Raw genomic sequence first — 26,596 nt, 5'->3', positions numbered from 1 at the left:
TCGGCCATCAGCCGAGCCTTATCCCGAAGCGGCCAATCGCCTCACTCGCCATCCTCGTCGAGCGGGTCCTCGGGCATCGCGCTCAGCTCGAGATGCTCGCCGCCGGTCTGGTCGACCAAGACGGTGTCGCCGTCGTGGACCTTGCCGCTCAGCAGCATCTTGGCCATCTGGTCGCCGACCTCGGTCTGCACCAGGCGGCGCAGCGGACGGGCGCCATAGGCCGGGTCATAACCGGCGTTGGCGAGCCATTCCTTGGCGGCCTTGGTCACGTCGAGCGTGATGCGGCGGTCGGTCAGGCGCGAGGCGACCTGACGCACCTGGATGTCCACGATCTCGCCCAGCTCCTCGCGGGTGAGCGGGTGGAAGATGACCAGCTCGTCGAGACGGTTGATGAACTCGGGCTTGAAGTGCGTGTGCACCGCGTCCATGACGGCGTTGCGCTTGGCCTCGTCGTCCATGTCTGGCGAGACCAGGAACTGCGAGCCGAGGTTCGAGGTCATAATCAGGATCGTGTTCTTGAAGTCCACGGTCCGGCCCTGCCCATCGGTCAGCCGCCCGTCGTCAAGCACCTGCAACAGGATGTCGAAGACCTCGGGGTTCGCCTTCTCCACCTCATCGAACAGCACGACGGAGTAGGGGCGACGGCGCACGGCCTCGGTGAGCTGACCGCCCTCCTCGTAGCCGACGTAGCCAGGGGCCGCACCGATCAGGCGGGTCACCGAACCCTTGTCCATGTACTCGCTCATGTCGATGCGCACCATGGCCTTCTCGTCGTCGAACAGGAAGTCCGCGAGCGCCTTGGCGAGCTCCGTCTTGCCCACGCCCGTCGGGCCCAGGAAGAGGAACGAACCGGTCGGGCGGTTCGGGTCGGAGATGCCGGCACGCGAGCGCCGCACCGCGTCGGAGACCGCCTGGATGGCTTCCCTCTGACCGATGACGCGCTTGCCGAGCGCCTTCTCCATGTTCAGCAGCTTCTCGTTCTCGCCCTGCATCAGGCGGCCGACGGGGATGCCGGTCCACTCGGAGACGATGCCCGCCACCGAATCGGCGTCGACATGGTCGGGCACCATCGGCTCGGTCTCCTGGCCGTTCGCGTTCTCCTCGTCCGCGGCCTGCTCGGCCAGGTCGAGTTGCTTGCGGATCGCCGGAATCTCGCCGTAGAGGATCTTGCTGGCCTGCTCCAGGTCGCCCTCGCGGGTGAACTTGTCGGCCTGCACCTTCTTGGCGTCGAGCTGGGCGCGCAAATCGCCGACCTTGTTGTGGCCGGCCTTCTCGGCGTCCCACCGCGACTTCAGGCCGGAGAGCTTCTCGCGGGTGTCCGCCAGGTCGCTCTGCAGCTTCCTCAAGCGGTCCTTGCTGGCCGGATCCTCGGCCTTCTTCAGCTGCATCTCCTCCATCTCGAGACGTGTCTCGCGGCGCTGCAGCTCATCGATCTCCTCGGGCTGCGAGTCGAGCTCCATGCGCAGGTGCGCCGCCGCCTCATCGACCAGGTCGATGGCCTTGTCAGGCAGCTGACGGCCGGAAATGTAGCGGTTCGAAAGCGTCGCCGCGGCCACGAGCGCATCGTCGCCGATGGTCACCTTGTGGTGTGCCTCGTAACGCTGCTTGAGGCCACGCAGGATGGCGATGGTGTCCTCGACGCTAGGCTCACCGACGAAGACCTGCTGGAAACGACGCTCCAAGGCCGGGTCCTTCTCGATGTTTTCGCGGTATTCGTCGAGCGTGGTCGCGCCGATCAGGCGCAGCTCGCCGCGCGCCAGCATGGGCTTCAACATATTGCCCGCGTCCATCGAGCCCTCGGCGGCACCCGCGCCGACGATGGTGTGGATCTCATCGATGAAGGTGATGATCTCGCCGTTCGCGCTCTTAATCTCGTTGAGGACGGCCTTCAGCCGTTCCTCGAACTCGCCACGGTACTTCGAGCCGGCCACCATCGACCCCAGATCAAGGCTGATCAATTTCTTATTTTGAAGGGTCGTCGGCACGTCGCCGGCGACGATGCGCTCGGCCAATCCCTCGACGACGGCGGTCTTGCCGACACCGGGCTCGCCGATCAGCACCGGGTTGTTCTTGGTGCGGCGCGAGAGGATCTGCATGACGCGGCGGATCTCCTGGTCGCGGCCGATGACCGGGTCGAGCTTGCCTTCCTTCGCCTGGGCCGTGAGGTCGGTGGAATACTTCTCAAGCGCCTTGTAGCTGCCCTCGGCGTCGGGGCTGGTGACTTTCGCGCCACCGCGCACGCCCGGCACGGCCTTGCGCAGCGCCTCGGCGGTCACGCCGTTGTTCTTGAGGATCGTCGCGCCCTCATTGGGTTCGGCGTCGGCGATGCCGATGAGCAGGTGCTCGGTGGAGACGTACTCGTCGCCCATCTTCTGCATCTCCTTTTCGGCCTCGGCGATCGCGGTGGTCAGCTGTCGGCTGGCCTGCGGCTGCGAGGTCGACGACCCGCTCGCGCTCGGCAGCTCCACCAACGCGTTGCGCACCGCGGCCCCGATGGCCTGGCGGTTGCCGCCCGCGGCCTCGATGAGCCCGGGCACCACGCCGTTCTCCTGCCGCAGCAGGGCGTCAAGCACATGCAGGGTGTCGACCTGCGGGTTGCCCGCCGCCGACGCGCTCTGGATCGCGTCGCCGATGGCCTCCTGCGCCATGGTCGTGAACTTCTGTTCCATATCTACCTCCGTCTGTTCGCCCCGATTCCGCGCCCTCTGCGCGCGGGCCCCGGGGCATATTCCGTTGTCTGCCTTATACAACAGCGTCGCGGCCACAGCTATTCCCAAAACTTGAGCGTCTTCGACTCAACTTTTAGATTCGTATTGTCTAGCTTCGAAAAATCACGGTTTCCAAGGAATTGACGCACACACTAACTCGACTTCTCAAAAAAGACCCCTTTGTTTCCAACGATTATTTTTTGATTCGCCAGTTACTGCGTGTCGAATTGCCAACCACTTATCCACATTGCCCGAAATACCTTTCATTCGCGCGAAAAAGTCTTTATTTTGAAAACATGTTTGAATTTATTAACGAGCCCAGCGCCGGCGATCTCATGCTCCACGAGGCATGGTCACGCCAAAGGCATACCCTGCAGGCTTTTCTCGAAGCTCAAAACCGAACCAGAAAAACATTGACCGCCAGCCATTTCACAGCGGCTCACCTGATGGGCATTCCAACACCGGAACATCCCAGAAACACCGCACTCTATGCCTGCGTGAAACAAGGCTCATCGAGATTCCGTATGAAAGGCGTCCGATTCAGGACTTGGAATAACGCCGACATGACCGGCAATGCCATAGAAGTCGCCAATATCCTCTGTTCATCTCCGGAAGCGACGTTCGCGCAACTATCTCGAGAGCTCAATTTAGAAGAGCTCATAATATTGGGAGACTCCATCGTCTGCAGGAATCCGCAGCTCCGACGCAGCAGCAAACGGTCAATAGGACGTTACCTACGCGATTGCCAACCATTCCGAGGACACCACGCATGCCTGAAAGCCCTCACCCAGATACGGGAAAACACCGATTCTCCAGCGGAAACAAAACTACGGCTCATGCTACGTAGGTACGGATTCCCGAATCCCTGCATCAACTACCAAATCAAAACGGGCAAATCATATTGTTTCCTTGACATGGCTTATCCGAAATACAGAATCGGCATCGAATTCAACGGAAGACACCATTATCGTCAAATCGCCCAAGACTGGGACCGATCCAATACAGTTCAATCCCATGGATGGAAAATCCTCACTGTCGGAACTGAGAACCTAGGTACGACCATGCTCAACATCAGATTTTGCAATCAATTAGAAGGTGCTATCCGTCAGTCGGGCAATCGCACATTCTCACATCTGACCAGGCCGATCACATTGGACTCTTTGTGCGATCTTAGAAGGAAAAACTCAAGACCACGCACACACTAACTCGAGAATTAAAAAACGATCCTTGCAATTCCGGGGATTTATTTTTATAAGTCGAGTTAGTGTGTGCGCCAAAATCGAAATCAGTCCTTGACGACCACGTTGCGCAGCGATCCGATGCCCTCGATGGTGACGATGGCCTCGTCGCGCGGCCTCAACGTGCCGGAGGCGTTGGGGGTGCCGGTCATGATGACGTCGCCCGGCAGCAGGGTGGCGAAGCTCGAGATCTCGGCGATCTGCTCGGGAATCGAGTGGATGAGGTCGGCGGTGGTGCCCGAGGCCGCCGGCACGTCCTCACCGTTGAGGGCGAAGGAGATCTTCGCGTCCTGCCAGTTGAGGTCGGTCTGGATCCACGGGCCGAGCGGGCAGGAGGTGTCGAAGCCCTTGGCGCGCGTCCACATCGGGTCGTCGCCCTGCAGGTCGCGCAGCGTCACGTCGTTGACGCAGGTGTAGCCGAGCACGTAGTCCATCGCCTTGGTCACCGAGACGTTCTTGGCGATACGCCCGATGACGACGGCCACCTCGGGCTCGAAGTTCATGTCGTTGGAATACGAGGGAATGACGATGGGGTCGTCGGGCCCGATCACCGAGGTGCTGGGCTTCATAAAGACCACCATCTCGCTCGGCGCGTGCTCGGCCTGCGACTGGCCCTTGGCGTGCATGTATTCGGCGTGGGCCTCGTAGTTCTTGGCCAGGCCGTAGACCTTCGAGGGGATGATCGGTGCCAGGAGGCGGACGCCGTCGCCGTCGACCGGGAGGCGCTTGCCAGTGGGCCGCACCGTCTGGCCGCCGAAGGGGTAGCCGTCGAGCACCACGAGGTAGTCTTTGCCGTCGCCCTTGTCGGTCTGCACGAAGGCATACTGCGGGGCGCTGTCATCATGTGTGAAACGTGCGATTCTCATGGTTCCAGCCTACGCCGACCCGCGTCACTTCGCCGCGGTTATTCTGCCGCAGGCGCGGTTGCGGCGTCGATCAGCGCCCGGAGTCATGAGATCTGGGAGAATTACCGACGTGAGGAATTGGAACATTCACCACACGCAGATTTGAAAGCGCCGGAGCGCCATGACACATTGCGTGGCTTCGGCACGATGGTCCTTCGCCATGAAGGAAGGCGGCCGCTCACACGTCCGCGCGGACCTCGAACCGACGCCGGGGAGAGCTTGACGGCAGGTTCCGCACCGCTTCGCCGCGCACCGCCACATGGTCGACGTGGCCCCATCGAGGCCCGTCGTTCAGCGTCTTGACCAGCGCGGACACGGCTTCGGCGTCGCCTTGCGCCTCCACTTCGACCGAGCCGTCGCGGCGGTTGCGCACCCATCCGGCGACGCCCAGGCGCGAGGCCGCGTTCACGGTGAAATAACGGTATCCGACCCCTTGCACCATCCCGGTGACCACGGCCCGAACGCGCACTTCGCCGCCAGCATCGGCAGCAGCGTCGACATTGACAAGCTCGCCAACATCGGCATGCTTCGGCCACCGACCGCTCGTGGAATCGTTGTGTCGCGACATAGGCCTGCTCACGCTCCTTCCGTTCGCATCTATGGGGTTGGTCTTGAGATCATTTCGAATCCATATCAGGGTTTTGCACCCCAAGGGCACGCTGAAATGACCGGTATTCCGGCATTTCCGTCTATCGAGGAGCATGCGTGGTGCACGGTCGATGAGGCTGCGAACTATCAAGAGGCCTAGTTCCCGTCTCGGCCCAACAGTTCATGTTTCCAAGACACGAACGGGCCGCACGACAGAAACCACACCGATTGAGAGAGCGATTCCTCAGGGCCACGAACGGCGGATGCTCGAACCAGTCGCCCGAGCCGCTTCAACCACAAACGGCCCCGGTCTCGCCGAACACCCACTCAGATGAAGGCGCGCTCGCCGAAGATGGCGGTGCCGACACGCACGATGGTCGACCCCTCGGCCACGGCGTAGTCCATATCGTGGGTCATGCCCATCGAGAGTTCCTTGCAGCCCGCCGTTCCGGTCTCGCCGGACTTTAGAATCGTATCACGGACGCCACGCAAGTGGGCGAATCCGGCACGTATCGTCTTTTCGTCGTCGACGTGGGCGCCGATGGTCATCAGACCTTGCAGCTCAAGGCCTTCAAGTGCGGCGATTCGGTAGGCGAGATCCGCGGCTTCATCGGGGTCGCACCCGGACTTCGAGGCTTCCCCGGATTCGTTGACCTCCATAAGCACACCGACGACGATATTGCGGGCAACGGCGCGATGCGAGATTTTCTGCGCTTCGTCGAGCGAACCGACCGATTCGATGGTATCGACGTACGGCAGGACCTTGCCGATTTTGTTGGACTGCAGCTGGCCGATGAGGTGGAAGGGGATGTGGCCATTCGGCGCAGCTTGGGAAATTTGGGTATCCACAGAAGCGGCGGAAACGGCAAGACTATTGGAACCATTGGCATTCTGGACATTCGTAGCGGCGCCCAGCGAAAACCCGCGCTCGGCGCACTGACGAATCAGCCCCTCGGCCTTGGCCGAGATCTCCTGTGGACGGTTCTCGCCGATCATGCGCACGCCGGCGTCGATGGCCGCCATGATCTCGCCGACATCGCGAGTTTTGGTGGCCGCCAGCAGCTTGACCGCTCCGGATTTGCGCCCGGAAGTCGCCTCGGCCTGCGCGATATCGTCGAGCACGCGGTGCACGCCGTCCGTGATTTCCTTGATCCGCGTCTCGTCGATGGCCTCGTTGGCGAGATCCTTGTGATCCATATAAGCAGTCATGATTCCCCGCTTCCCACGCTGATTGTCCGCCTCCATATTATGCACGCCCATGTCATCGCGCTCCGAATGTATAGCGCATCCAAGCCAATTGGACTTTTTGGCATCCGTGTGAAAAATATACGAGATGGAAACCGTATAACGCACATTTTTCACAGTCACGTAAAAACATGCGAAATACGATCGCCATAATGCACTTTTTACATACACGCACCTCGTGCACGCACACGCATCACTCAGTTCAAGGCGTGCACGGCGTCGGCCATGGAGCGCACGTAGTCGGCGACGTAGGGCACCGCGTCCTCGCCGTACTTGCCGACGAGGCGCACGATGGCGGAGCCGACGATGGCGCCGTCCGAGTCACCAGCCATTTTCGCGGCCTGCTCGGGGGTGGAGATGCCGAAGCCGATCGCGACCGGCACGTCGGTGGCGGCGCGCACCTCGCGCACCATCCCCGCCACATCGGTGGTGATTTCCTTGCGCACGCCGGTGACGCCCAAAGAGCTGACGCAATAGATGAAGCCCTTGGCATCGGAGGCAATGCTGCGGATCCGCTCGTGCGAGGTCGGCGCGATGAGACTGACCAGATCGAGCCCTGCGGCAGCGAGCGGCTCGTCGAATTCCGGCTTTTCCTCGTGGGGCACGTCGGGCAGAATCACGCCGTCGAGCCCGACTTCGGCGGCGCGGCGCGCGAAACGTTCGAGGCCGTAGGAATAGAGCACGTTGGAATAGGTCATGAACACCATCGGCGTCTCGATCCTGTGCTCGCCGCGCAGGCGCTCGACCAGCGCGAAAGCGTCGTCGGTGGTCGTCCCAGCGGAAAGCGCACGGTTACTCGCTTCCTGGATGACCGGGCCTTCGGCGGTCGGGTCGGAGAAGGGCACGCCCAACTCGATCAGGTCGGCACCGGCGTCGACCATGGCCGGCACCAACTTCTCGGTCAGGGCAATCGAGGGGTCGCCGACGGTGACGAACGGGACGAACGCCTTACGGCGGCTGCCGTCGGGAGCTGTAAACGCAGTCGCGATGCGAGAACGGTGCAACGCGAAGGGTTGCGATTTTGCAGCGTCGCCGGCCGGGCGTGAACCCTGAGCATCGCCGTCGTTGTCGGCGAACAAACGCGCCTCGGTGGCCGCGGCACGAGTATACGCATCGTCAAAATACTTCTGGTCAACATTGTTGTCAGTCATGAAGATCCTCCCCACGGTAGCGGGCGATGGCCGCCACGTCCTTGTCGCCACGCCCGGAAAGGGTGACGATGATACTTTGGTCCTTTGGAAGCGTCGGCGCGAGTTTCATGGCGTAGGCCACGGCGTGCGCGCTTTCGATGGCCGGAATCACGCCCTCGGTACGGCTCAGGTATTCGAAGGCGTCGACGGCCTCGTCGTCAGTGATGGCGACGTATTGGGCACGTCCGGAATCCTTCAGCGCCGCGTGCTCCGGGCCAACGCCCGGGTAGTCGAGGCCGGCGGAAATCGTGTAGACCGGCGCGATCTGGCCATATTCGTTCTGGCAGAAGTAGCTTTTCATGCCGTGGAAGATGCCGAGCGAGCCGGTGTTCATCGTGGCGGCGGTGCGGTCGGTGTCGATGCCACGGCCGGCCGCCTCGCAGCCGATGAGCTTGACGCCCTCGTCGCCGATGAAGTTGTAGAAGCTGCCGATGGCGTTGGAGCCACCGCCGACGCACGCGATCACCGCAGCGGGCAGTTTGCCTTCGTCCTCAAGAATCTGCTCGCGGGCCTCCTTGGAGATGACGGCTTGGAAGTCACGCACCACCGTCGGGAAGGGGTGCGGGCCCATGCACGAGCCGAGGCAATAGTGGGTGTCGGCGATGCGACGCGTCCATTCGCGGAAGGTCTCGGAAACCGCGTCCTTCAACGTGCCGGTGCCGCTGGTCACGCCGCGCACCTCCGCACCCAAGAGCCGCATGCGGTAGACGTTCAGCGCCTGACGTTCCATATCGACCTGGCCCATGTAGACCACGCACTCCATGCCGAACAGCGCCGCGACGGTGGCCGTGGCCACACCGTGCTGGCCCGCGCCGGTTTCGGCGATCAGGCGGGTCTTGCCCATACGCTTGGCCAAAAGCGCCTGGCCGAGCACGTTGTTGATCTTGTGCGCGCCGGTATGGTTGAGGTCCTCGCGCTTGAGATAGATCTTCGCTCCGCCGAGGTCCTTGGTCATGTTTTCCGCGTAATACAGCAGCGACGGACGACCTGCGTACTTCTTCTCGAGGTCGTCGAGTTCGGCGAGGAAGTCGGGATCGTTTTTGTAATGGTCGTAGGCTTCCTCCAGCTCGTTGACGGCGCCCATCAGCGTCTCGGGGATGTATTGTCCCCCGTGGATGCCGAAGCGTCCCTTTGAATTGGGCGAATTGGTCATGATTTGCTCCTTAATACATACAGTTGTTTTTGATTATTGGCGGTGTCACCACGAAGCTCGGCGAGCGCCGCGGCCTTGTCAGGCGAACGCATCAGCGTCTCGCCGATCAGCACCGCGTCCACATCGGCCGCCTCGAGCCGCGCCACATCGCCACGGGTGTATACACCGGATTCCGAGACGAACACGCGGTCCGGGCCGACGGTGGGCCGCAGACGCAGGCTGCGTTCGAAATCCACCTCGAAATTGCGCAGGTCACGGTTGTTGACACCGATGATTCCGGCACCGGCGGCCATGGCACGCGGCACCTCGTCGGACTGGTAGGCCTCCACGAGTGCGCTCATGCCGAGTTCGTGGGCGAGCGCGACGTAATCCGCGATCTGCCGGTCGTCGAGAATCGAGCAGATGAGCAGCACGGCCGAGGCGCCGCACGCACGGGCCTCAAAGATCATGTATTCGTCGATGACGAAATCCTTGCACAGCACCGGAATGTTGACCTCCGCCGCGACCTGCCGCAGATGCTCGTCGGAACCTTTGAACCAAGTCGGCTCGGTCAGGCAGCTGATGGCCGCAGCGCCTGCCTTTTCGTAGTCGCGGGCGATGTCGAGGTAGGGATAGTCCGGCACGATGAGGCCCTTGCTCGGCGAGGCGCGTTTGAGCTCGCAGATAAAGCTCATGCCCGGGGCCTTCAACGCGCGTTCGAACGGGAACGCCGCGTCGCCGGTCTCCCCTGCCGCCACCTTCTGCGCGGCGACTTCACGGGCCTGCGCCTCCACCACATCCTGCGGGGTTTGCGCCTTTTCATCGGCCACACGCTCGCGGATTTTCGCGGCGATACGCTGCAGGATATTCTCGGAATCAGCCATTACTCTTGCACCTTCTCATCATTGACATCGAAGCCGGAATCGGATATGGCAGTCCTTACTTATCCGCGTCGGCCTTGGCGAACTTCTGCGAACCGGCGACGAACGCCTCGAGCGTCTTCATCGCGGCTCCGGAGGCGATTTGCTCGCGGGCCAGCTCCACGCCCTCGCCAATCGACGAGGCAACGCCAGAAACATAGAGCGCGCAAGCGGCGTTGAACAGCGCGGCTTCGAGCTTCGGACCGGTCTCCTTGCCACCCAGGATGGTGCGGGTGATCTCGGCGTTCTGCGGCGGGGTGCCACCCAGCAGGTCCTTCTTGGTGCAGCGGGTCAGGCCGAATTCCTCGGGCGTCAGCGTCATCGGATGGTATTCGCCGTCGCGCAGTTCGCATGCGGCGGTTTCGGCGGAAAGCGAGACCTCGTCCATCTTGTCGCGGCCGTAGACGACCAGCGCGCGCTTGACGCCAAGGCTTTCGAGCACGTGGGCGATGGGCTCCACGAGGTATTCGTCATAGACGCCGAGCAGGAAGTATTCGGGGCGAGCGGGATTCGTGAGAGGCCCGAGGATGTTGAAGACGGTGCGGAAGCCGAGCTCCTTGCGGATCGGGCCGACGTAGCGCATCGCGGTATGGTAGCGCTGGGCGAAGAGGAAGGTGAAGTTGTCGGCCTTGAGCAGGTCGAGCGCCTCGTCGGGCGCCAGCGAGATGTTCGCGCCCAGAGCTTCGAGGCAGTCGGCGGTGCCGCACTGCGAGCTGGCCGCGCGGTTACCGTGCTTGCTCACGTGAGCTCCGGCAGCCGCGGAAATCAGCGCCGCGGTGGTGGAGATGTTGAAGGTGTTGGCGCCGTCGCCGCCGGTGCCGACGATGTCGATGGTCTCGATGCCGGGGTGCGGCACCGGGGTGGCCAGTTCGCGCATGGCAGCCGCGCAGCCCGCGATCTCGTCGATGGTCTCGGCCTCGGCCGACTTGGTGGAAAGCGCCGCGAGGAAGGCCGCGTTCTGGGTCGGCGTCGATTTGCCGCCCATGATCTCCTTCATTGCTTGGTAGGCCTCGTCGTAGGTGAGGTCGTGCTTGTTGACGATTTTGACGATTGCTTCACTGATCATGATGATTACTTCCTTGTGACTGATTTACTTACTTATCGGTTTACTTACTGATTGGTTTATTGATTGATGACTATCGATATCGATGAGCAAACCGTTGACATCCCGCCCGCCGACCCGCCCGTCTGGCTTATCGGCTCAACGGCGGCTCAACGGCGCTTGCCCGCCCGCCATCGGTCGACCACATCGATGAAATTCCTGAGTATCTGCGAGCCCTGCGGGGTCAGAATGCTTTCGGGATGGAACTGGACGCCGAACGTCGGATCGGCGACGTGGGAGACGGCCATGATCTCGTCAGTGCCGAGCGTGCGGGCCACGACACGCAACGTCTCCGGCAACGTGGCCTTGTCCGCCTCAAGCGAGTGGTAGCGCGCAGCCTGAATCTCGGCGGGCATTCCGGCGAACAACGGGCAATCGTTGTCGAGCTCGACCGGTGAGGCCTTGCCATGCATCAGCTCCGCAGCGGGAACGACCTTGCCGCCCAGCGCCTCGCAGATGGCCTGATGGCCGAGGCAGACGCCCAGAATCGGCACCTTCCCACCGAGCTCGCGCACCACGTCTTCGCAGATACCCGCGTCCGCAGGCTTGCCCGGCCCCGGCGAAAGCACGATGCCATCGGAACCCAAGGCGGCCAGCCCGGCGACGTCGAGGTCGTCGTTGCGCACCACCTTGACGTCCGGCTCAATGGAGCCGATGATCTGGTAGAGGTTGTAGGAGAAGCTGTCGTAATTGTCGACGATGGTGATCATTTCAGGCCTCCGTTCGCCTGGTTGACGGCGTCCACGACAGCGAGCGCCTTGTTGCGGCATTCCTCGAATTCCTTGTCCGGGTTGGAATCGGCCACGATGCCCGCGCCGGATTGCACCGTCACCTTGCCGTTGTGTTTGAACGCCAGGCGGATGCCGATGCAGGTGTCGAGGTTGCCCGAGAAATCGAGGTAGCCGATGGCCCCGCCGTAGATGTCGCGCGGGGAATCCTCGAGTTCCGCGATGATCTGGCAGGCGCGAATTTTCGGGGCTCCGGAAAGGGTGCCGGCCGGCAGTACCGCGTCGATGACGTCCAGCGCGTCCTTGCCAGGTGCGAGCTTGCCCGCAACCGTGGAGCCGATATGCATGACATGCGAGAAGCGCAGGATATCGTGCAGACGCTCGACTTCGACGCTACCGAGCGAAGACACCCGCCCGATGTCGTTGCGCCCGAGGTCGACCAGCATATTGTGCTCGGCCAGTTCCTTTTCGTCGCCGAGCAAGTCGCGCTCGATGCGCTTGTCCTCTTCCGGCGTCGCGCCGCGCGGACGCGTTCCGGCCAGCGGATAGGTGAGCAGCCTGCCATCTTCGAGCCGTACCAGCGTCTCGGGCGAGGCGGCGGCGACTTCGATGTCGTCGCTGGACATGAAGACCATGTAGGGACTCGGGTTTTCGGCCCGCATAAGACGGTAGGAATCGAACAGGCTTCCCGAGGCCAGAGCGGTGCTGGGATTGGAGAGCACGACTTGGAAGATGTCGCCGGCGTAGATGTGTTCCTTCGCCGTCCTGATCATCGAGCCATACTGCTCACGGTCGAGGGTAAGCTGCAATTCGCCTTGAAGCTCCAGCGGCTTGAAATCGTAGCGCTTACCATTCTCGAGAATCTGCTGCATGCCCTCAATCCGGGCGACCGCGCGCTCGTAGGAGGCGTCCACATCATCGGTATCGACCCCGGCGATAAGCTGCATACGCTGACGGTAGGAATCGAAGGAAATGAGCTGGTCGAAGAGCATGAGGTCGACATCGGGCAACGCCTTGGGATCGCGGGTTTCCTGCCGCAATGTCGGCTCGGCGTAGGCGAAATAGCCAAAGGAGAAGTAGCCCACCAAGCCGCCGGCGAACGGCGGAAAGCCTTCGAGCCGCGGGCTGGCATATTGGTCGAGCACCTTGCGTATCGCATCGCTGGGGTGGTCGACGTGCGTATGCTCGATCACGACGTCGCCATCCGAAGTTCCGGCAGGAGCCACGCGCTTGACACGCAGGTCGCCGGCCTTGCAGGTCAGCTCGAGCGTCGGCGCGAATCCAAGGAAGCTATAGCGCCCCATGCGCTGATCGGCTTCGGCGCTTTCTAGAAGGAAGCAATGATTAGAAGCGGCACGCACCCGACGCATGGCCTCGATGGTGGTCAGGCGGTCGGCAAGCAGTTCGCGCATCACCGGGATACGGCGGTATTGTCCAGTTTTCGCCATGTCGCGCACTTCAACAAGCGTCGGCCGAATGCCAGCGTAACGGCTCTCGTCGCCGGCAGCGCCCCGAACGGCCGCACCAGCTCCCGCACTCACGTTCACCATGGGCACCTCCCGAAGGCTTCCGCCTCATTGAGGGACTAAAAAAGCCCGTCCCAGCTGTCAATTACAGCCAAGGACGAGCGAATATATGCCCGCGGTGCCACCTTGGTTCACGGTCTCCCGTGCCCTTATCGGGATGCCATCACACCCCTGGCAACTGACGTATGCCTTACGTCGCAGCCTCATCGCCGGAAACCCGGCCAATCGGTGCGCCCTCAGCGGCCCACTCAACGGTTCGCATCTCGTCCCGGCTCTCACCATCCCGGGCTCGCTCCTCGCGCGTTTCCGCCTACTTCCCCGCTTCATCGGTTTGTAGTGTTTTTAATTATTGACGCTTACGCTACACTTCCATTTTCCGGCCTGTCAACTTCATCTGTCCAATTCGGAGCCAAAATTCGGTCGGAGTTATCGGCTCGTATATCGTCAAAAGTAAAGCAATGCAAGGCCTCTCGAGCACTCATCGCAATCGGCGCGGAAGTGTCCAAATCGTGGACACGGTCGGGAGGACGGACGCCAAGCAGCCACGCGCAATACCCGATAACCTGCTCCGGTTTCACTCCGTTCGCACGCAGCGCGCCGATATCCAGCGAGTGCTTGCGTTTGGCCAAACGAATCCCACTCGGATCATCAATCAGCGGAAGGTGGGCATGGGCTGGATTCACGGCAGAGGCTGCGCCGCCATCGCTTGAATCACCAAACCCACGTCCTGCGTTCTCACCTCGCACGGTTCGCGTTTTGCCGTTTTCCGCGATGGTGCCGTCTATGCCAATCCCATATTCCGCAGCGAAACCAGAAGCGATCAATGCACGCCGAATCCAGACCTGCAAGGCCGAGGAACGCAGCAGGTCACGGCCGCGCACAATGTCGTTGACACCCATCAACAAGTCGTCAACCACTACTGCCAGCTGGTAGGAGAAGATGCCGTCGGAACGGCGAATCACCGTGTCGCCGACCTGAAGCGGCAAGTCGAAGCGCTGATGGCCGAATACGCGGTCATCGAACGTGACGATGCTTCCCTGCGAGCCTTCTTCCGGCACGGCGATACGCCACGAATGCCGCCTCCCCTCTTCCAGCCGCGAGCGCACCTCGTTGGGACATTCTGCCAACAACCTTCGGCAGGTCCCGGAATAGATCAGAAACCGGTCGCCCTCCTGCGGCGCCGTTGCCGCGCGCAGGTCGGCACGCGAGCAGAAACACGGGTAAACCAGCGGAAAATCTGCGGACGTCGACGAACCTTTTGAAACCGCATCGGCCGATGTGACATCTTCAACACCCACCGATTTGAGCGCCTGCAGCGCCTCCTCGTAGATTTCCGTGCGCTGCGACTGATAGACCGGCTCGCCGTCCCAGTCGAGCCCGAGCCAGTGCAGATCGTCCATGATCCATTTGTCGGCGTCTTTCACCGAACGCGGTTCGTCGACGTCTTCGATGCGCAACAACACCTTGCCCGATTCCGAACCATCACCCGCGTGCGCCGAAAGCCATGCGCCGAGCATTGCATATACATTGCCGATATGCATCCGCCCCGAGGGCGTCGGCGCGAACCGTCCCACGCGCCCGGCGGCCGGCCGCTGCGAAGGCGATGCCGAAATTGGAGATTGGCACGCGACCGGAACTTCCGGAATACCCGAAACCGAACGCGCAGTCATAGCTCCCGCCAACGCGGAATCCGCCGCGGAACCCCCCACAGCCGCAGAGCCCTCCGCTGCCGTAACGCCCGCTCCCCGGCCCGGCCCGGTCATTCCGTGATCCAGAGCTCGCTGTCGGTGGGCCATTCGTTGGGCTTGCACCCGTCGAGCGCCATCGACTGCTCCTGCATGAGCGGCGCGGGCTTGCCTGGCCCGGCGCAGGTCTGCTCGTTGTCGATGTGGCCGAGGCGATGGCCGACCTCGTGGTTGATGACCATCTCACGGTAGCGCTGCAGGGTGAGCCCGGCCTTGATGAGCTGTTTGGTCGCGCCGTTCCAGCGGTCCTCGTTGACGATCACGTCGTCGCCCACCCGGCAGCTGTATTCGTCGGAGCAGTCGGCCGAGAACGTGGTCATCTGGTTGGCCTGCGCCAGGTACATGGTGAAGTCACAGTTGCCGGCGTCGGCGCTGCCCAGCGTGAAGGTCGCGCCCGCCCTCGGCCAGCCCTTCGGGTTGTTGAGCGTGCGGAAGATGTCGTTCTCGAAGACGCGCATGCTGGAGTCTTCCACGTTGCCGCGGGTGCCGACGCAGTAGACGTATTGGTGCGCGGGCTTGCCGCTGGCGTCCGCCACCTTCTGGGCCTTGGCGAGGATGTCTTGGCGTGACTGATCGGTCAGCGCCGGCTGGCGCGGAATCCTGTAGGGGGCGCGGGCGGCCTCGCGCCTGGCCTTCGCCCGGGCCTTGGCGGCCTTGCGCTTCCGGGCCGCTTGGGCGGCGGTCTGCTCGGCGTCGTTGGCCTGCGGCTGGGCTTTTGGCGCGGCCAGGGCGTGGATGGCGAAGACGATTGCGAGCACGACCAGCACGGCGATGAGCGCCACGACCGTACGGCGCACGCGGTACACGGCGGCCGAGGGCCTCGCCTTGGCCCGGCGCCCCGAGCGTCCCGACGCCTGCGCTCCGGAACCGTCGGTTTCCAATACCGAACCGATGAAGCTGTGGGATATCGACGCCATGTCCAGCGCGCCCGTCGCTTCAGGCCGTGCCCGCGTTCCATGCCTTGAGTTGGTTTTCGCCCGTGAGGCGTGGGTATGGGCACCGCCACGACGCGCGTGCCCGCCTTTGTTCGCCCTCTTCGCCTTGCGTTCGCCGGAGAATCCCAGGAATCCCATCAATGCACGAAGGCCGCGACGGGCACCGTGGTTGAATGCACGGATGACTGCCAGCGCCCCGCGGCCCAACAGCCGCAGCACGACGAGCGCCCACTCGGCGACGGGCCCCGACACAGCCGAAAACCTGCCGGCCGTACCCTTGTCAGATCGTCCGTCGTGTTTCACATCTTCTCCCCATGTCGGGCATCACCATTTCTGTGTTCATGATATGCGACCTTCATGACCTCATGCGTGGCGCGGCATGGCTGGCCTGCGAGGCGCGATGGAGGGGCGGATTTCGCTATCACGACACACCGAGTTGCACTCTTGAGGCCGAGACAGTAATATAACCACTTGGCTCTTGAATTTGCCAGCGCCCCTATAGCTCAGCTGGTTAGAGCAGCTGACTCTTAATCAGCGTGTCCGCGGTTCGAATCCGCGTGGGGGCACCATTCAACCCGCAGTCGTCATGGCTGCGGGTTTTTGCTTTCTTCGGCAAGGCACGGCGGCGAGGCGCCTACGGTTCGGGCCGGGCTGCCGTCGAAACGGCGAGCCCGGCCCGAAACCTTAGCAGCTACCTCGCTAGGTCAGTCATCGACCTCCGGGGCGCGATGCTGCGCGTACACGAACCGCTCGCGGCTGCGCACGAACATCAGCATCAGCAGCACGGCCAACGCCAGCACGATCCACCACGGGAAGTCCGCCTGCATCTTCACGAACCGCAGCATGCGGGCCGCCATCGAAGCGCAGCTCTGCGAAGCCGACACCGCCGAAGCGTCCTCGATCGCTACGAACCCGGAACCACGCGTCACGTACGCGCTGCCGGACCCGGAACCGTCGCGAGGCGTCACCTCGCCCGTAATCGGATTGCAACGCCAGTCACGGCCGCTCGCCGACGGGGCCGGCGACGAGGCCGAACCGTCGGAGGACGAACCCTTGCGGCGCTCGGGCTGCGACTTCGGCTGGTCGGACTGCGCCTGCGGCAGCGCCGGCGCCGCAGGGGTCACCGCCGGAGCGGGAACCGGCAGACGCGGCGCCGCAGGAGCCGGAGGCGTCGGAGCCGGCGGCGCAGGAGCGGGAGGAGTCGGCGTCGGAGGAGTCGGGGTGGAGGGCACAGGGTTCTGCTTCCACTGCGCGTACAGAACCACGTGCACGCGCGCCGTCGTGCCATCGGCAGTGGCCGGGCAAGACGGATTGGCGGTGCCGGTGCCGCAGAAGCCGATGTTGTACCTCACACCCGGCCTGTAATGGGGATTGTTCACGTCATGCGAATCCTCGGACCAACCGGTGAACTCATAGCCAGGACGCTCGTAGGACTCGTTGCCATTCAGGACAATGGTCTGCGCATGATTGGTGGAATGGGCAGAAACGGTATCGGTATAATGCCCCGTGGCGCTGCCGTCTTGGACGTTCGGGTCGAACGACAGCTCGTACGTGTAGCTCTTCTGCCAATGCGCATACAGCTTGACGGACGGATTCTCCTTCTCAACCGTGTAATCATAGCCGCCTGCATGGTTCTTGGTCAGCGAAGTGCCGCCGGTGTTGCCGGCAACCGTGCTCCAACCGGTGAATTCCCACGTGTAGTTGTTATCATGGCTCCCGCGGACCGGATCGGCACCAGCGAACGTGAATTTGTGGCTGTTGTCCGCGGTCTTCTGGGACTGCGAATCAGGCAGACCGGTGACGTCGCCATCGGTCGCGGCGGAGCCGGTATTGGCTTCGAATTGCAACTGATAGTTGACCTTCGGTGTCTTCTCCCACTGGGCGTACATCGTCGCCTCATGCTGCCCAAGCAGACCGACCATCATGTACCCGGTGGAACCAGCAGGATAGACAGCGGAAGAACCATCACGAGTAGGCGACCAACCCTTGAACGTATACACATTGTCGTCACTCGTCACCGTAAAGCCGTTCTGCGGCAGGGTGGGTTGCGCATAACCGGAATCGGTCCACGACGGCTCGCTCGTCCAATCGGCAACCGTTCCGTCTACGGTCGCTCCAGAATCGTGGATATTGGAGTCGAAGTGAAGCGTGTAGAAGGACGTCTTATTGGCTTCCTGCCACTGGCCGCGCAGGATGTTGGTGTCAACGCGGCGCTGGCCGGTCGGATCCGTGGGATCGACCTGAGTGTCACCGGGCCTGACATAGACGAAGTCGCCCTCGTCGACCACTGAAGTCGGATTGCCCTTGCCGTCCTTCTTGCCATCCAGCTTCCAACCGGTGAAGGTGTGATGGTCCTGCGCCGCCAGCTTGGCCGGCGCCTTGATGGCCAAGGAGTCGAAGTCTTCTGGCTCCGCAGCACCGTCAAGTTTGCCGACGCCATGCACGCCATAAGCGGTCTCAGGACCCTTTTGGCCATCCTCAGCAGCGGCATCGGCGGCATCGGTATGGTTCAGTCCGGAGAAATGAACGGTGGCTTTCGTCTCCCAGACGTAGGTGCCCGCGTGCGGCGTGGTCGCGTTACGATCGACCAACGACGAGGTGGCCGAACCGCCGGCGTGGCTGTCGCAGCTGTTCCACTCCTCGCCACGGCGTGCACCGCCGACGGAGCAGCTAGGCGCAGTGAAGCCACTGGTCCTGTTGGTGGCTTCGGCCCATTCGCCGGAATAGATCGTGGTCCAATCGGTGGTGAGATTGCCATTCGCATCATGTTCCTGGAAGTTGTACGGATCGCCCGTACGGATACCCAGATTCGCCGCATCCCCGGTGAAGAACGAATTACGCAACTTGGTCTTGGGCCCAAGCGTCAGCCGCTGCAGGCTCTTCGGGAAATACAGTTCGAACGAGCCAATGGTGTCCGTGTCCCAACCGGACAGATCGAGGGATAGCAGGCTGTCACCATAGAATATGAATTTGGAATCGGTCGGATTCGGATTGACTTTCCAGTCAGTCAGATCCAGCAACACGCCAATCTGATAGCCCGTATACGAGAACAGCTGGCGCATACTCGTGACTTTGCGCATATCCCAGCCGTCAAGTTTCAAGTTCTGTAGATTGGGAGTCAATGCGAACGTGTAATTTGCCTCTTCCGCATTGCTCACATCCCAGCCGGAAAGATCGAGGGACTCGACGCCGCTCTCACGGAACAAGGAGCTCAGCTGCTTGACATGCGACACGTCCCAATGCGACAGGTTACCCACAGACTTGAGATTGGTCGTCTTGTAGAACATGTCGGTGATGCCGGACTGGTTCCAGCAGCTATGCAAACCGTTCGGAGTGCAATTACCATCATCATCCATTCTTATTGCAGAGGTGTTCCACTTGCTCAGGTCCAGGCCCTTGAGTGCAGTCGCCTGCCCGAACATCCAGGCCATGCTCGTGACCTTCGAGGTGTCCCAGTTCTTCAGACCGGCGGGCGGAGCCTCCGGATGCTCAGGGTCCTCACCGCCGAGCGACTCGATGCCGGTATCCTCGAACATCGAGGACATATCCGTTACATCGCCGGTCTGCCAGTTGGAGAGATCGCCGATGGTCTTCAGATTCTCGTTATAGCGGAAGGTGCATTCCATGTCGCGCACCTTCGAGGTGTCCCAGCCACTCAGATCACCGACGTAGGTCAGCGCGGAGGGCCCGTTCCCGTTGCCCGGATAGCTGTAGTCATTGGCGAACATGAAGGTCATGGTCAAGTCACTGCTGGTATCCCAATTCGTCAGATCCACGGACTTCAGCTTCGGGCATATATAGAACGCCTCGGTGAAGCTCGTCATTTTCGAGGTGTCCCAATCAGAGACGCCCACGGTGTCCGGCACGTCGTTCGCACCGACGACATCCTTCAGCTTCGCATGCGACGGGCATGCCTTCAGCCCGTTGGCCTTCGCGTCGGAGCATTTGACGGTACCGATCGAGGTCAGCTTGGTGTCGAAACCAAAGATGCCACCGATATCGGTGACCTTGGAGGTGTCCCACTTGTCCACTGCGGGGTGGTCGATATAGCTGGCGAAGAACAACCCGCTCATGTTAGTGACATTGCTGGTGACCCACTTGCTGACATCGACATTGGTGATGCCTTTCATCGGCGAGTCTCCGCCCATACCTGAGAACAAGCTTTCCATTGTCGTCACGTTATGGGTGTTCCAGTGCGAGACGTCGGGGTTCACCAGCTGCACGCAGTCGTTGAACATATAGGACATATTGGTCACCTTTGAGACGTCCCAAGCAGTGTACGTGCCCTTGCTGTCCGTGGCCTGCCGAGTGCCGACATCGAGGGTCTCGACACGCTCATCGTATTGGAACATCTCTTTCATAGTGGTGACGTTGGAGGTGTCCCAGCCGGACACGCCAATCTTTTTGATGCCGAGATAGCCTTCGCTGGGGCTATGGTAAACATCCGACTTGAACATCTCGGACATGTCGGTGACGTTATGGGTGTTGCGGCCCCAGTGACTCAGTGTGCTCAGATCGTCGAGGTTCGGGTCGTCTCCGAACATGTAATGCATATTCTTCACATGACTGACGTCCAGATCGCCCACGCCTTCGATCGAACTGAGCCCGCGTTCGTTGGCGAACAGCAGCGAGCTGTCCTCCGGAAGCACCGTATGGGTAGGGTCGGTGAACACGATTCTCAGCTTATAGGTGTTGACAAGTGGATACGGCGAGTTACCGCAGTGCCAAGGGGCGTGCAAATCGTCGCCGACGTGGCCCGCGTGGACGGTGAATACCAGCGTATCCCCATCACGAGTGAGGAACCAATCCGCGTCGCCCCACTTCGCTGGGTACGACGTCGGACAAGCAGGAGCCCACTCGTCGCCCTGCGTGCCGACCTGCTGGTTAGAAGTATCCGCACCAGACTTGGCGGACGAATCAGCGCCATCGGCTTTGCCCGTCTTCGAGCCATCCGCGTTGGAACCGTTCGCCTTACCGGGCTCGGATGAGCCATTCTGCTGGGCTTCGTTCTGCGAAGTCGACCCGTCGGCACTTGGAGTCTGAGCTGGAGTGGATGGATTGGCTGGATTGGCAGGATCAGCCGGCGCATTGGCATCGGGAAGCTGCGGAGCCTGGCCTTGTGGCTGCGCGTCCTTCGTTTGCCGGGTGCCCGGCTGCAGCGCCTGCGTCGCAACGTTCGACCCTTCGGCATCGCCCACCGACTCGTTCGCCGTGGCCGACACCGTCACCGTGCCGAGCAGCATCGCCGCCGCGACCGCCACGCCAAGTGCCTTGAATGAACCCTTCTTCATAACTTCCCTCTTCACAGTGTTTATGAAACGCGTCATAAATTACTAGAAAATACAATATAACGATTGTAAGACAAATCACTCTCAGCGCGGAACTCCATCCACAACCCGTATTCGGGCGCGAAGTTATCCACAGACACGCCGAAAAAACGGAAAACGGCAACCGTTCGACCACAGTGGCCGAAATTCCCCGTCCCGACGACGAAACCATGAGAGACTCTCCCTATGGCACCGGAACGGAGCGGCGAGCAGACGAGTTGAGCGTGAGCGCCCCTCAATCCGACGGACCATCAGCCGGAACCAACCGAAACCGAAACGGAGGACCAACATGGCAACAGTCACCGCACCACCGCGCCGCACACAGCGCAACAGACCGAGGACTTCCGCCCCCATACGCTCCTCGGAACAGCGGCCAGCGCCAACGCACCCACAGAGAAAAGGCCGTCACCCGTCCGGCGCATTCGCCGGCCGCCCCTCGTTGGTATACAATGTATACCAACACAACAAGGAGGTCGGTATGTCAACCACGAAACTCATCAAATGGGGCAACGGGCAGGGGTTCCGCATCACCAAGGAGATGATGGAGAACGGCAACCTGCAACTCGGCGACGAATTCGAAGTGAGCGTCAAGGACTGCGTCATCACCCTGACGCCCTCGAATTTCCACGTCATCTCGCCGTTGGATTTCGACAAGCTCTTCGCCGATTACGACGGCCCACAGCCCACAGACGATTACATACCAGCCGGAGAGGAGATACGATGAGCCAATTCCGTTATGGAGACTTGGTCTGGATGAATTTTGACCCATCGCTTGGCCACGAGCAGAAGAAAAGACGGCCGGCCGTCGTCGTCAGCAATGACGCCTACAACCGATATAACAACGTGATTATGGTAGTTCCGATATCACATGCAAAGGAATATCCTCTCCATGTCGATATTGGAACCGTACCGCAAGAAGACTCCAAAAAGCCCATTCACGGCTGGGCCGAGGTAGAGCAGCTGAAATCATTGGATGTCAGCATACGCAACACGGTAAAAGTCGGCTCTCTGGACTATCGAACGCTGTCAGTCATCAGCGCACGCATCTTCGACTGCCTACGCAGACCCACAACATTCATTCGAGATGTTCTCGACGCGGAATGACAGATCGTGCCTCTCCCATAATGCCCGCTGCGCACGCCCCTCGCTACTCGACAGTACGGAGCTGGGGCGTCGGATCCCGGCGCACCTTCAGCGAGACGAGCGTGAGGGCCAGCGCCACCAGAGACATGACGATGAGCAGCGCAAAGGCGTTGCCGGCGCCGGCGGCCGAAGCGGCCTTGACGTCGTGCGGGATGCGAGCCTCGCTCAGCGACAGCGACGAGGAGAGCACGGTGGTGCCCAGCGAGCCGGCGTACTGCTGGAGCACGTTGAACAACGAGTTGAAATCGGTCTGCTTCGAGCCGTCCACGAACTTGCTGGCGTCCGACATGGTGTTGCCGTAGCCGAAGTTGAAGCCGGCGCGCAGGAACATGTAGAGCAGCGTGAGCAGCACGACGGTGGCCCTGCCAGTGACCGCCCAGAGCGCCGACGCACCCACGATCAGCGAGACGTTCGAGACCAGCAGCACCAGCCTGGGGCCGCGGCGATCGTAGAGCCGGCCGACGAACGGGGCGATGAGCGCGCCGAGCAGCGAGCCCGGCAGGAGCATCAGGCCGGCGGCCAGCGAGTCGATCCCGAGGAAGTTCTCGGCGAAGACGGGCAGCAGGAAGGAGCTGCCGATGTTGATGAACTGCAGGATGAAGTAGTTGGCGCCGCGCAGGCTGACGATCGGCGTGCGCAGGATCCGCAGGTCGAGCAGCGGCGACCTCGCCTTCAGGCAGCGCCAGACGAACAGCGCGAGGGTGGCGGCGGCCACCGCGATGGCGACGCCCACCAGCGGCGACCATCCGCCGGCCACGCCGATCTGGTCGAAGATCTCGGTGAAGGAGACCATGAAGAGGCTCAGCAGCACCAGGCCCAGGCCGTCGAACGACTTTCCGGCCCCGTCGGCCTTGAGGCGCAGGTTCGTCTCGCCGAGGATCCAGGAGACGAGCAGCAGCGGCAGGGTGAGCGCGAAGATGATGCGCCAGGAGAAGTAGTGGTTGATCAGGCCGCCGTAGGTGGGGCCGAGCGCCGGGGCGAAGGAGGTGACCATGTTGGCCAGGCCGATGTAGGCGCCGCGGTGGCTGATCGGCACCATCGAGAGGATGACGTGGATGAGCAGCGGCGTGGAGATGCCCGTCGCCATCGCCTGCATCAGCCGGCCGAGCAGCAGCAGCCAGTAGTTGAGCGGCAGGCTGCACAGGACCGTTCCGAGGATGGCGATGATGATGGCGCAGCGGAAGAGCGGGCGCGCGTCGAAGCGCTTGAGCAGGAACGAGGAGGTGCTCATGATGACGGTGACCATGAGCAGGTAGCCGGAGGTCAGCAGCTGGATGGTCGAAAGCGGCAGGCCGAATTCGGCGGTCATGCCGGGGAAGGTGACGTTGAGCGACGTCTCGGTCAGGATGCCGTCGAACGACAGCAGTGCCGTCGCGGCAATCGAAAGCTTGGTCTGCAGCGTGACGCGTTCTTCTTGCAAATTCGAACCCCATTCAGCACCGGAATGTTTACGTGGGCCTGGCCGCCTGGCAGATCGCCATGGCGTTGTTGGCAGCGGCCCCCAACCGGGCATAACCTCGTCATTTTATGCCGACGGTATCGACGAGAAGAACGGCGGCGCAAGCGGCTGGAAACGCGGCCGGCGGCCCGCGCATAACACACCGTCAAAGCGACTATTCATTTCGCGCATCGAGCGTGCAATTTCTCCCAGGACATATCACAGTCAGATTATGATGGAAACCAACGATATACAACAGGGTGTATCCGCAAAACAAGGAGGTTTTCCATGTCAGATCGTCTTAACGGCAAGGTCGCGCTCATCTCCGGAGGCGCCAGCGGCATCGGTCTCGCCATCGCCAAGAAGTTCGCGTCCGAGGGCGCCAAGGTCGCGCTGGGCGACATCAACGCCGAGGCCGGCGAGAAGGTGGCCAAGGGCATCGGCGACAACGCCATGTTCGTCACCCTCGACGTCACCAAGGAAGACATGTGGGACGACGCGTTCAAGGCCGTCGTCGACAAATTCGGCAAGGTCAACGTGGTGGTCAACAACGCCGGCATCGCCATCGGCGGTGACATCGAGCACATCCCGCTGGAGCAGTGGAACAAGATCGTGGCCATCAACGGCACCGGCATGATGCTCGGCACCAAGCACGGCATCATCGCCATGAAGCAGTTCGGCGGCGGTTCGATCATCAACATGTCGTCCATCGAGGGCTTCATCGGCGAGTCGTTCAACCTCGCCTATGACTTCACCAAGGGCGGCGTGCGCATCATGAGCAAGTCCGCGGCACTCTACTGCGCCGAGAACAAGCTCAACATCCGCGTCAACACCATCCACCCCGGCTACATCCACACCCCGATGGTGGACGTCTCCCCCGACCTGGTGAAGCTCGAGGAGTCCAAGACCCCGCTGGGCCACCTGGGCGAGCCCGAGGACATCGCCAACATGGCCACCTTCCTGGCCAGCGACGAGTCCAAGTTCGCCACCGGCTCCGAGTTCGTGGTCGACGGCGGCTTCACCGCCCAGTGATTCCGGCTGGCCGGCCCGGCAGATCCGCATCCATCGGATCGCGGTGACGCCGGCCTGAGGCGCATGGGCTCCTGCGGCAACATCAAGTTGCGGCAGGGGTCCATTCATGTGCGGATACGTGCCTGCGGAAGGACGGAACCGGCACACGACGGTCACGTGGAATCCGCCACCCATATCCGGGCCGCATACGACAGGAGACCCCGCCAACGCGATTGCGCGGCGGGGTCTCCTGAATGCTTAAGCTTCGGTGATATTACCGATGGTGCCCTGGTTACTCGGCGACGACACGAACCGTGAAGCTCGCGGAGATCTCGGGGTGGAGAGCCACGGTGGCGGGGAAATCGCCCGTGGTCTTGATCGTCTCGACCTTGATGGCCTTCGGATCGACGGCGGCCTGCGACTCGAGAGCCACGGCGATGTCGACGGCGGAGATGCCGCCGAAGAGCTTGCCGGACTCGGAGACCTTGGCCTTCAGCTCGACAACGGTGCCCTCAATGGCGGCCTTGGCGGCGACGGCATCCTCGCGAGTGGCGACGGACTTGGCCAGACGGGCGCGCTTCATGCCCTCGATCTGCGCCGCGGCACCCTTGCTCCACGCGAAGGCGAAGCCCTGCGGGAACAGGTAGTTGCGGGCGTAGCCCGGCTTCACCTCGACGACATCGCCGGAGTGGCCCAGGTTCGGGACGGACTTGGTGAGAATAACTTTGGTTTCAGCCATGTTCCTTGGTCCTTCCTATCAGCGGCCGGTGGTGGAGTACGGCAGCAGGGCCATCTCGCGGGCGTTCTTCACGGCGCGGGAGATCTTGCGCTGCTCCTGGATGGTCACACCGGTGATGCGACGGGAGCGGATCTTGCCGCGGTCGGAGACGAACTTGCGCAGCAGCGCGACGTCCTTGTAGTCGATCTCGGTGATCTTGGCCGCCTTGAGCGGGTTCGGCTTCTTCTTAAACGGCTTTACTGGTGGTTTCGGCCTTTTGCGTGACATAATGATGTCTCCTTAATATATGTTCCTACGTCTGTTCGTCTTGGTGGCGCCCGGGGCTAGAACTCCGGTTCGTCGGAGTCGCCGCCGAAATCGGAGCTTCCGCCGAAGGTGGAGAACCCGTCGCCCGAGGAGGTCGAGGACCCCCACGGATCGGCAGCGGGTGCGCTCTGCTGGGACTGGCCGTTGCCAGTCGCGGACGCGCCGCCGGAATAGCCGGCCCCGCCACGGTAGCCTCCGTTGTTGTTGTAGCCACCGTTGCCCTGGTTGCCGCCGTTGTAGCCATTGCCGCCACGCGAGCCGCCCTGGAATCCATTGCTGGACTGCTGGCGCTCGACCTGTGCGGTGGCGTAACGCAGCGAGGGCCCGATCTCATCGACCGTCATCTCGACGACCGTGCGGTTCGACCCGTCGTTGGCCTGGTAACTGCGTTGCTGGAGACGGCCCTGGGCGATCACGCGCATGCCCTTCGAAAGGCTCTGCGCGCAATGGTTGGCCATGTCGCGCCAGGCCGAGCAGCGCATGAACAGCGCGTTGCCGTCCTCCCACTGCTGGGTGTTGCGATTGAACGTCCGCGGCGTGCTGGCGATCGTGAAGCTCGCGACCGAAGCGCCGCTGGCGATGGTGCGCAGCTCCGGATCAGCCGTGAGATTGCCGATGATCGTGATGCTGGTATCCCCTGCCATGACCTGTCTCCCTCAACAAAACGCAT

21 protein-coding genes and 1 tRNA gene are annotated in these 26,596 nt (G+C 62.0%); 5 read left to right on the top strand and 17 right to left on the bottom strand.

Annotated features, from left to right (window positions below; translation table 11 throughout):
• Positions 1-41: 41 nt before the first annotated feature.
• Positions 42-2,669 carry an ATP-dependent chaperone ClpB gene (gene clpB, locus PT282_RS01130; RefSeq protein WP_277167769.1) on the bottom strand — a complete coding sequence of 876 codons (2,628 nt, stop codon included), beginning with the start codon at positions 2,667-2,669 and terminating at the stop codon, positions 42-44.
• A gap of 179 nt (positions 2,670-2,848) precedes the next feature.
• On the opposite strand from clpB, the gene PT282_RS01125 reads away from it, so the two are divergent.
• Complete coding sequence (locus PT282_RS01125) at positions 2,849-3,913, top strand: endonuclease domain-containing protein (RefSeq protein ID WP_277167768.1); 1,065 nt, start codon at positions 2,849-2,851, stop codon at positions 3,911-3,913.
• An 80-nt stretch (positions 3,914-3,993) separates the two neighbouring features.
• Here PT282_RS01125 and PT282_RS01120 read toward each other — a convergent pair whose 3' ends face one another.
• From PT282_RS01120 to PT282_RS01070, 11 genes are all read right to left on the bottom strand, one after another.
• Positions 3,994-4,812 carry a fumarylacetoacetate hydrolase family protein gene (locus PT282_RS01120; protein WP_277167767.1) on the bottom strand — a complete coding sequence of 273 codons (819 nt, stop codon included), beginning with the start codon at positions 4,810-4,812 and terminating at the stop codon, positions 3,994-3,996.
• Positions 4,813-5,029: 217 nt separating this feature from the next.
• The gene (locus PT282_RS01115) at positions 5,030-5,419 is read right to left on the bottom strand and encodes an acylphosphatase (RefSeq protein WP_277167766.1); all 390 of its coding nucleotides are present in this window, start codon (positions 5,417-5,419) and stop codon (positions 5,030-5,032) included.
• 347 nt (positions 5,420-5,766) lie between these two features.
• Entirely contained in the window at positions 5,767-6,648 is an 882-nt protein-coding gene (locus PT282_RS01110; RefSeq protein WP_277168902.1) for a YggS family pyridoxal phosphate-dependent enzyme, read from the bottom strand.
• Between the two features lie 233 nt (positions 6,649-6,881).
• Complete coding sequence (gene trpA / locus PT282_RS01105; protein WP_277167765.1) at positions 6,882-7,835, bottom strand: tryptophan synthase subunit alpha; 954 nt, start codon at positions 7,833-7,835, stop codon at positions 6,882-6,884.
• Complete coding sequence (gene trpB / locus PT282_RS01100; protein ID WP_277167764.1) at positions 7,828-9,027, bottom strand: tryptophan synthase subunit beta; 1,200 nt, start codon at positions 9,025-9,027, stop codon at positions 7,828-7,830. The genes trpA and trpB overlap by 8 nt, the downstream gene beginning before the upstream one ends.
• Entirely contained in the window at positions 9,024-9,890 is an 867-nt protein-coding gene (trpC, locus tag PT282_RS01095; RefSeq protein ID WP_277167763.1) for an indole-3-glycerol phosphate synthase TrpC, read from the bottom strand. The genes trpB and trpC overlap by 4 nt, the downstream gene beginning before the upstream one ends.
• Positions 9,891-9,945: 55 nt before the next feature.
• The gene (gene trpD / locus PT282_RS01090; RefSeq protein WP_277167762.1) at positions 9,946-10,992 is read right to left on the bottom strand and encodes an anthranilate phosphoribosyltransferase; all 1,047 of its coding nucleotides are present in this window, start codon (positions 10,990-10,992) and stop codon (positions 9,946-9,948) included.
• Between the two features lie 146 nt (positions 10,993-11,138).
• Positions 11,139-11,738, bottom strand: a complete 600-nt coding sequence (locus PT282_RS01085) for an aminodeoxychorismate/anthranilate synthase component II (RefSeq protein ID WP_277167761.1) — start codon at positions 11,736-11,738, stop codon at positions 11,139-11,141.
• The gene (locus tag PT282_RS01080) at positions 11,735-13,204 is read right to left on the bottom strand and encodes an anthranilate synthase component I family protein (RefSeq protein WP_277167760.1); all 1,470 of its coding nucleotides are present in this window, start codon (positions 13,202-13,204) and stop codon (positions 11,735-11,737) included. The genes PT282_RS01085 and PT282_RS01080 overlap by 4 nt, the downstream gene beginning before the upstream one ends.
• Before the next feature lie 434 nt (positions 13,205-13,638).
• A complete protein-coding gene (locus PT282_RS01075) occupies positions 13,639-14,823 on the bottom strand; it encodes a glutamate--tRNA ligase family protein (RefSeq protein WP_374114124.1) in 1,185 nt (394 codons plus the stop codon).
• A 218-nt stretch (positions 14,824-15,041) separates the two neighbouring features.
• Positions 15,042-15,944 carry a DUF3152 domain-containing protein gene (locus PT282_RS01070; protein ID WP_277167758.1) on the bottom strand — a complete coding sequence of 301 codons (903 nt, stop codon included), beginning with the start codon at positions 15,942-15,944 and terminating at the stop codon, positions 15,042-15,044.
• A 510-nt stretch (positions 15,945-16,454) separates the two neighbouring features.
• On the opposite strand from PT282_RS01070, the gene PT282_RS01065 reads away from it, so the two are divergent.
• Positions 16,455-16,531: transfer RNA gene (locus tag PT282_RS01065), tRNA-Lys, on the top strand.
• A gap of 135 nt (positions 16,532-16,666) precedes the next feature.
• Here PT282_RS01065 and PT282_RS01060 read toward each other — a convergent pair.
• Positions 16,667-21,253 carry a BspA family leucine-rich repeat surface protein gene (locus PT282_RS01060; protein ID WP_277167757.1) on the bottom strand — a complete coding sequence of 1,529 codons (4,587 nt, stop codon included), beginning with the start codon at positions 21,251-21,253 and terminating at the stop codon, positions 16,667-16,669.
• Positions 21,254-21,767: 514 nt separating this feature from the next.
• On the opposite strand from PT282_RS01060, the gene PT282_RS01055 reads away from it, so the two are divergent.
• Both PT282_RS01055 and PT282_RS01050 read left to right on the top strand, forming a co-directional pair.
• Positions 21,768-22,013 carry a hypothetical protein gene (locus PT282_RS01055; protein WP_277167756.1) on the top strand — a complete coding sequence of 82 codons (246 nt, stop codon included), beginning with the start codon at positions 21,768-21,770 and terminating at the stop codon, positions 22,011-22,013.
• Complete coding sequence (locus PT282_RS01050) at positions 22,010-22,393, top strand: type II toxin-antitoxin system PemK/MazF family toxin (RefSeq protein ID WP_277167755.1); 384 nt, start codon at positions 22,010-22,012, stop codon at positions 22,391-22,393. The genes PT282_RS01055 and PT282_RS01050 overlap by 4 nt, the downstream gene beginning before the upstream one ends.
• Positions 22,394-22,436: 43 nt before the next feature.
• Here the strand turns inward: PT282_RS01050 and PT282_RS01045 are convergent, their stop codons facing one another.
• Positions 22,437-23,852, bottom strand: coding sequence for an MFS transporter (locus PT282_RS01045; RefSeq protein WP_277167754.1), 1,416 nt, complete (start codon positions 23,850-23,852; stop codon positions 22,437-22,439).
• Positions 23,853-24,158: 306 nt separating this feature from the next.
• Here PT282_RS01045 and PT282_RS01040 point away from each other — a divergent pair, with 306 nt between their 5' ends.
• On the top strand, positions 24,159-24,902 hold the full coding sequence (locus PT282_RS01040) for a glucose 1-dehydrogenase (RefSeq protein WP_277167753.1): 744 nt from the start codon (positions 24,159-24,161) through the stop codon (positions 24,900-24,902).
• Positions 24,903-25,173: 271 nt separating this feature from the next.
• Here PT282_RS01040 and rplI read toward each other — a convergent pair whose 3' ends face one another.
• The 3 genes from rplI to PT282_RS01025 are packed head-to-tail and all read right to left on the bottom strand — an operon-like array spanning position 25,174 to position 26,570.
• On the bottom strand, positions 25,174-25,620 hold the full coding sequence (rplI, locus tag PT282_RS01035) for a 50S ribosomal protein L9 (RefSeq protein ID WP_277167752.1): 447 nt from the start codon (positions 25,618-25,620) through the stop codon (positions 25,174-25,176).
• A gap of 18 nt (positions 25,621-25,638) precedes the next feature.
• Positions 25,639-25,887: a 30S ribosomal protein S18 gene (gene rpsR, locus PT282_RS01030; RefSeq protein ID WP_277167751.1), complete on the bottom strand. Its 249-nt coding sequence runs from the start codon at positions 25,885-25,887 to the stop codon at positions 25,639-25,641.
• Between the two features lie 56 nt (positions 25,888-25,943).
• On the bottom strand, positions 25,944-26,570 hold the full coding sequence (locus PT282_RS01025; protein ID WP_277167750.1) for a single-stranded DNA-binding protein: 627 nt from the start codon (positions 26,568-26,570) through the stop codon (positions 25,944-25,946).
• Between the last annotated feature and the right edge of the window lie 26 nt (positions 26,571-26,596).

The organism is Bifidobacterium sp. ESL0763 (assembly GCF_029433395.1).
In the GTDB taxonomy this organism is placed as follows: Bacteria; Actinomycetota; Actinomycetes; order Actinomycetales; family Bifidobacteriaceae; genus Bifidobacterium.
The sequence above is the reverse complement of the archived record's forward strand: the minus strand, read 5'-3'. Positions and strand labels throughout refer to the sequence as shown.

Bases quoted from the DNA above. Each gene is read 5' to 3' on its own strand.
- clpB (WP_277167769.1), bottom strand. From the start codon at position 2,669: ATGGAACAGAAGTTCACGACCATGGCGCAGGAGGCCATCGGCGACGCG.
- PT282_RS01120 (WP_277167767.1), bottom strand. From the start codon at position 4,812: ATGAGAATCGCACGTTTCACACATGATGACAGCGCCCCGCAGTATGCC.
- PT282_RS01115 (WP_277167766.1), bottom strand. From the start codon at position 5,419: ATGTCGCGACACAACGATTCCACGAGCGGTCGGTGGCCGAAGCATGCC.
- PT282_RS01110 (WP_277168902.1), bottom strand. From the start codon at position 6,648: ATGACTGCTTATATGGATCACAAGGATCTCGCCAACGAGGCCATCGAC.
- trpA (WP_277167765.1), bottom strand. From the start codon at position 7,835: ATGACTGACAACAATGTTGACCAGAAGTATTTTGACGATGCGTATACT.
- trpB (WP_277167764.1), bottom strand. From the start codon at position 9,027: ATGACCAATTCGCCCAATTCAAAGGGACGCTTCGGCATCCACGGGGGA.
- trpC (WP_277167763.1), bottom strand. From the start codon at position 9,890: ATGGCTGATTCCGAGAATATCCTGCAGCGTATCGCCGCGAAAATCCGC.
- trpD (WP_277167762.1), bottom strand. From the start codon at position 10,992: ATGATCAGTGAAGCAATCGTCAAAATCGTCAACAAGCACGACCTCACC.
- PT282_RS01085 (WP_277167761.1), bottom strand. From the start codon at position 11,738: ATGATCACCATCGTCGACAATTACGACAGCTTCTCCTACAACCTCTAC.
- PT282_RS01080 (WP_277167760.1), bottom strand. From the start codon at position 13,204: ATGGCGAAAACTGGACAATACCGCCGTATCCCGGTGATGCGCGAACTG.
- PT282_RS01075 (WP_374114124.1), bottom strand. From the start codon at position 14,823: ATGCATATCGGCAATGTATATGCAATGCTCGGCGCATGGCTTTCGGCG.
- PT282_RS01070 (WP_277167758.1), bottom strand. From the start codon at position 15,944: ATGGCGTCGATATCCCACAGCTTCATCGGTTCGGTATTGGAAACCGAC.
- PT282_RS01060 (WP_277167757.1), bottom strand. From the start codon at position 21,253: ATGAAGAAGGGTTCATTCAAGGCACTTGGCGTGGCGGTCGCGGCGGCG.
- PT282_RS01055 (WP_277167756.1), top strand. From the start codon at position 21,768: ATGTCAACCACGAAACTCATCAAATGGGGCAACGGGCAGGGGTTCCGC.
- PT282_RS01050 (WP_277167755.1), top strand. From the start codon at position 22,010: ATGAGCCAATTCCGTTATGGAGACTTGGTCTGGATGAATTTTGACCCA.
- PT282_RS01040 (WP_277167753.1), top strand. From the start codon at position 24,159: ATGTCAGATCGTCTTAACGGCAAGGTCGCGCTCATCTCCGGAGGCGCC.
- rplI (WP_277167752.1), bottom strand. From the start codon at position 25,620: ATGGCTGAAACCAAAGTTATTCTCACCAAGTCCGTCCCGAACCTGGGC.
- rpsR (WP_277167751.1), bottom strand. From the start codon at position 25,887: ATGTCACGCAAAAGGCCGAAACCACCAGTAAAGCCGTTTAAGAAGAAG.
- PT282_RS01025 (WP_277167750.1), bottom strand. From the start codon at position 26,570: ATGGCAGGGGATACCAGCATCACGATCATCGGCAATCTCACGGCTGAT.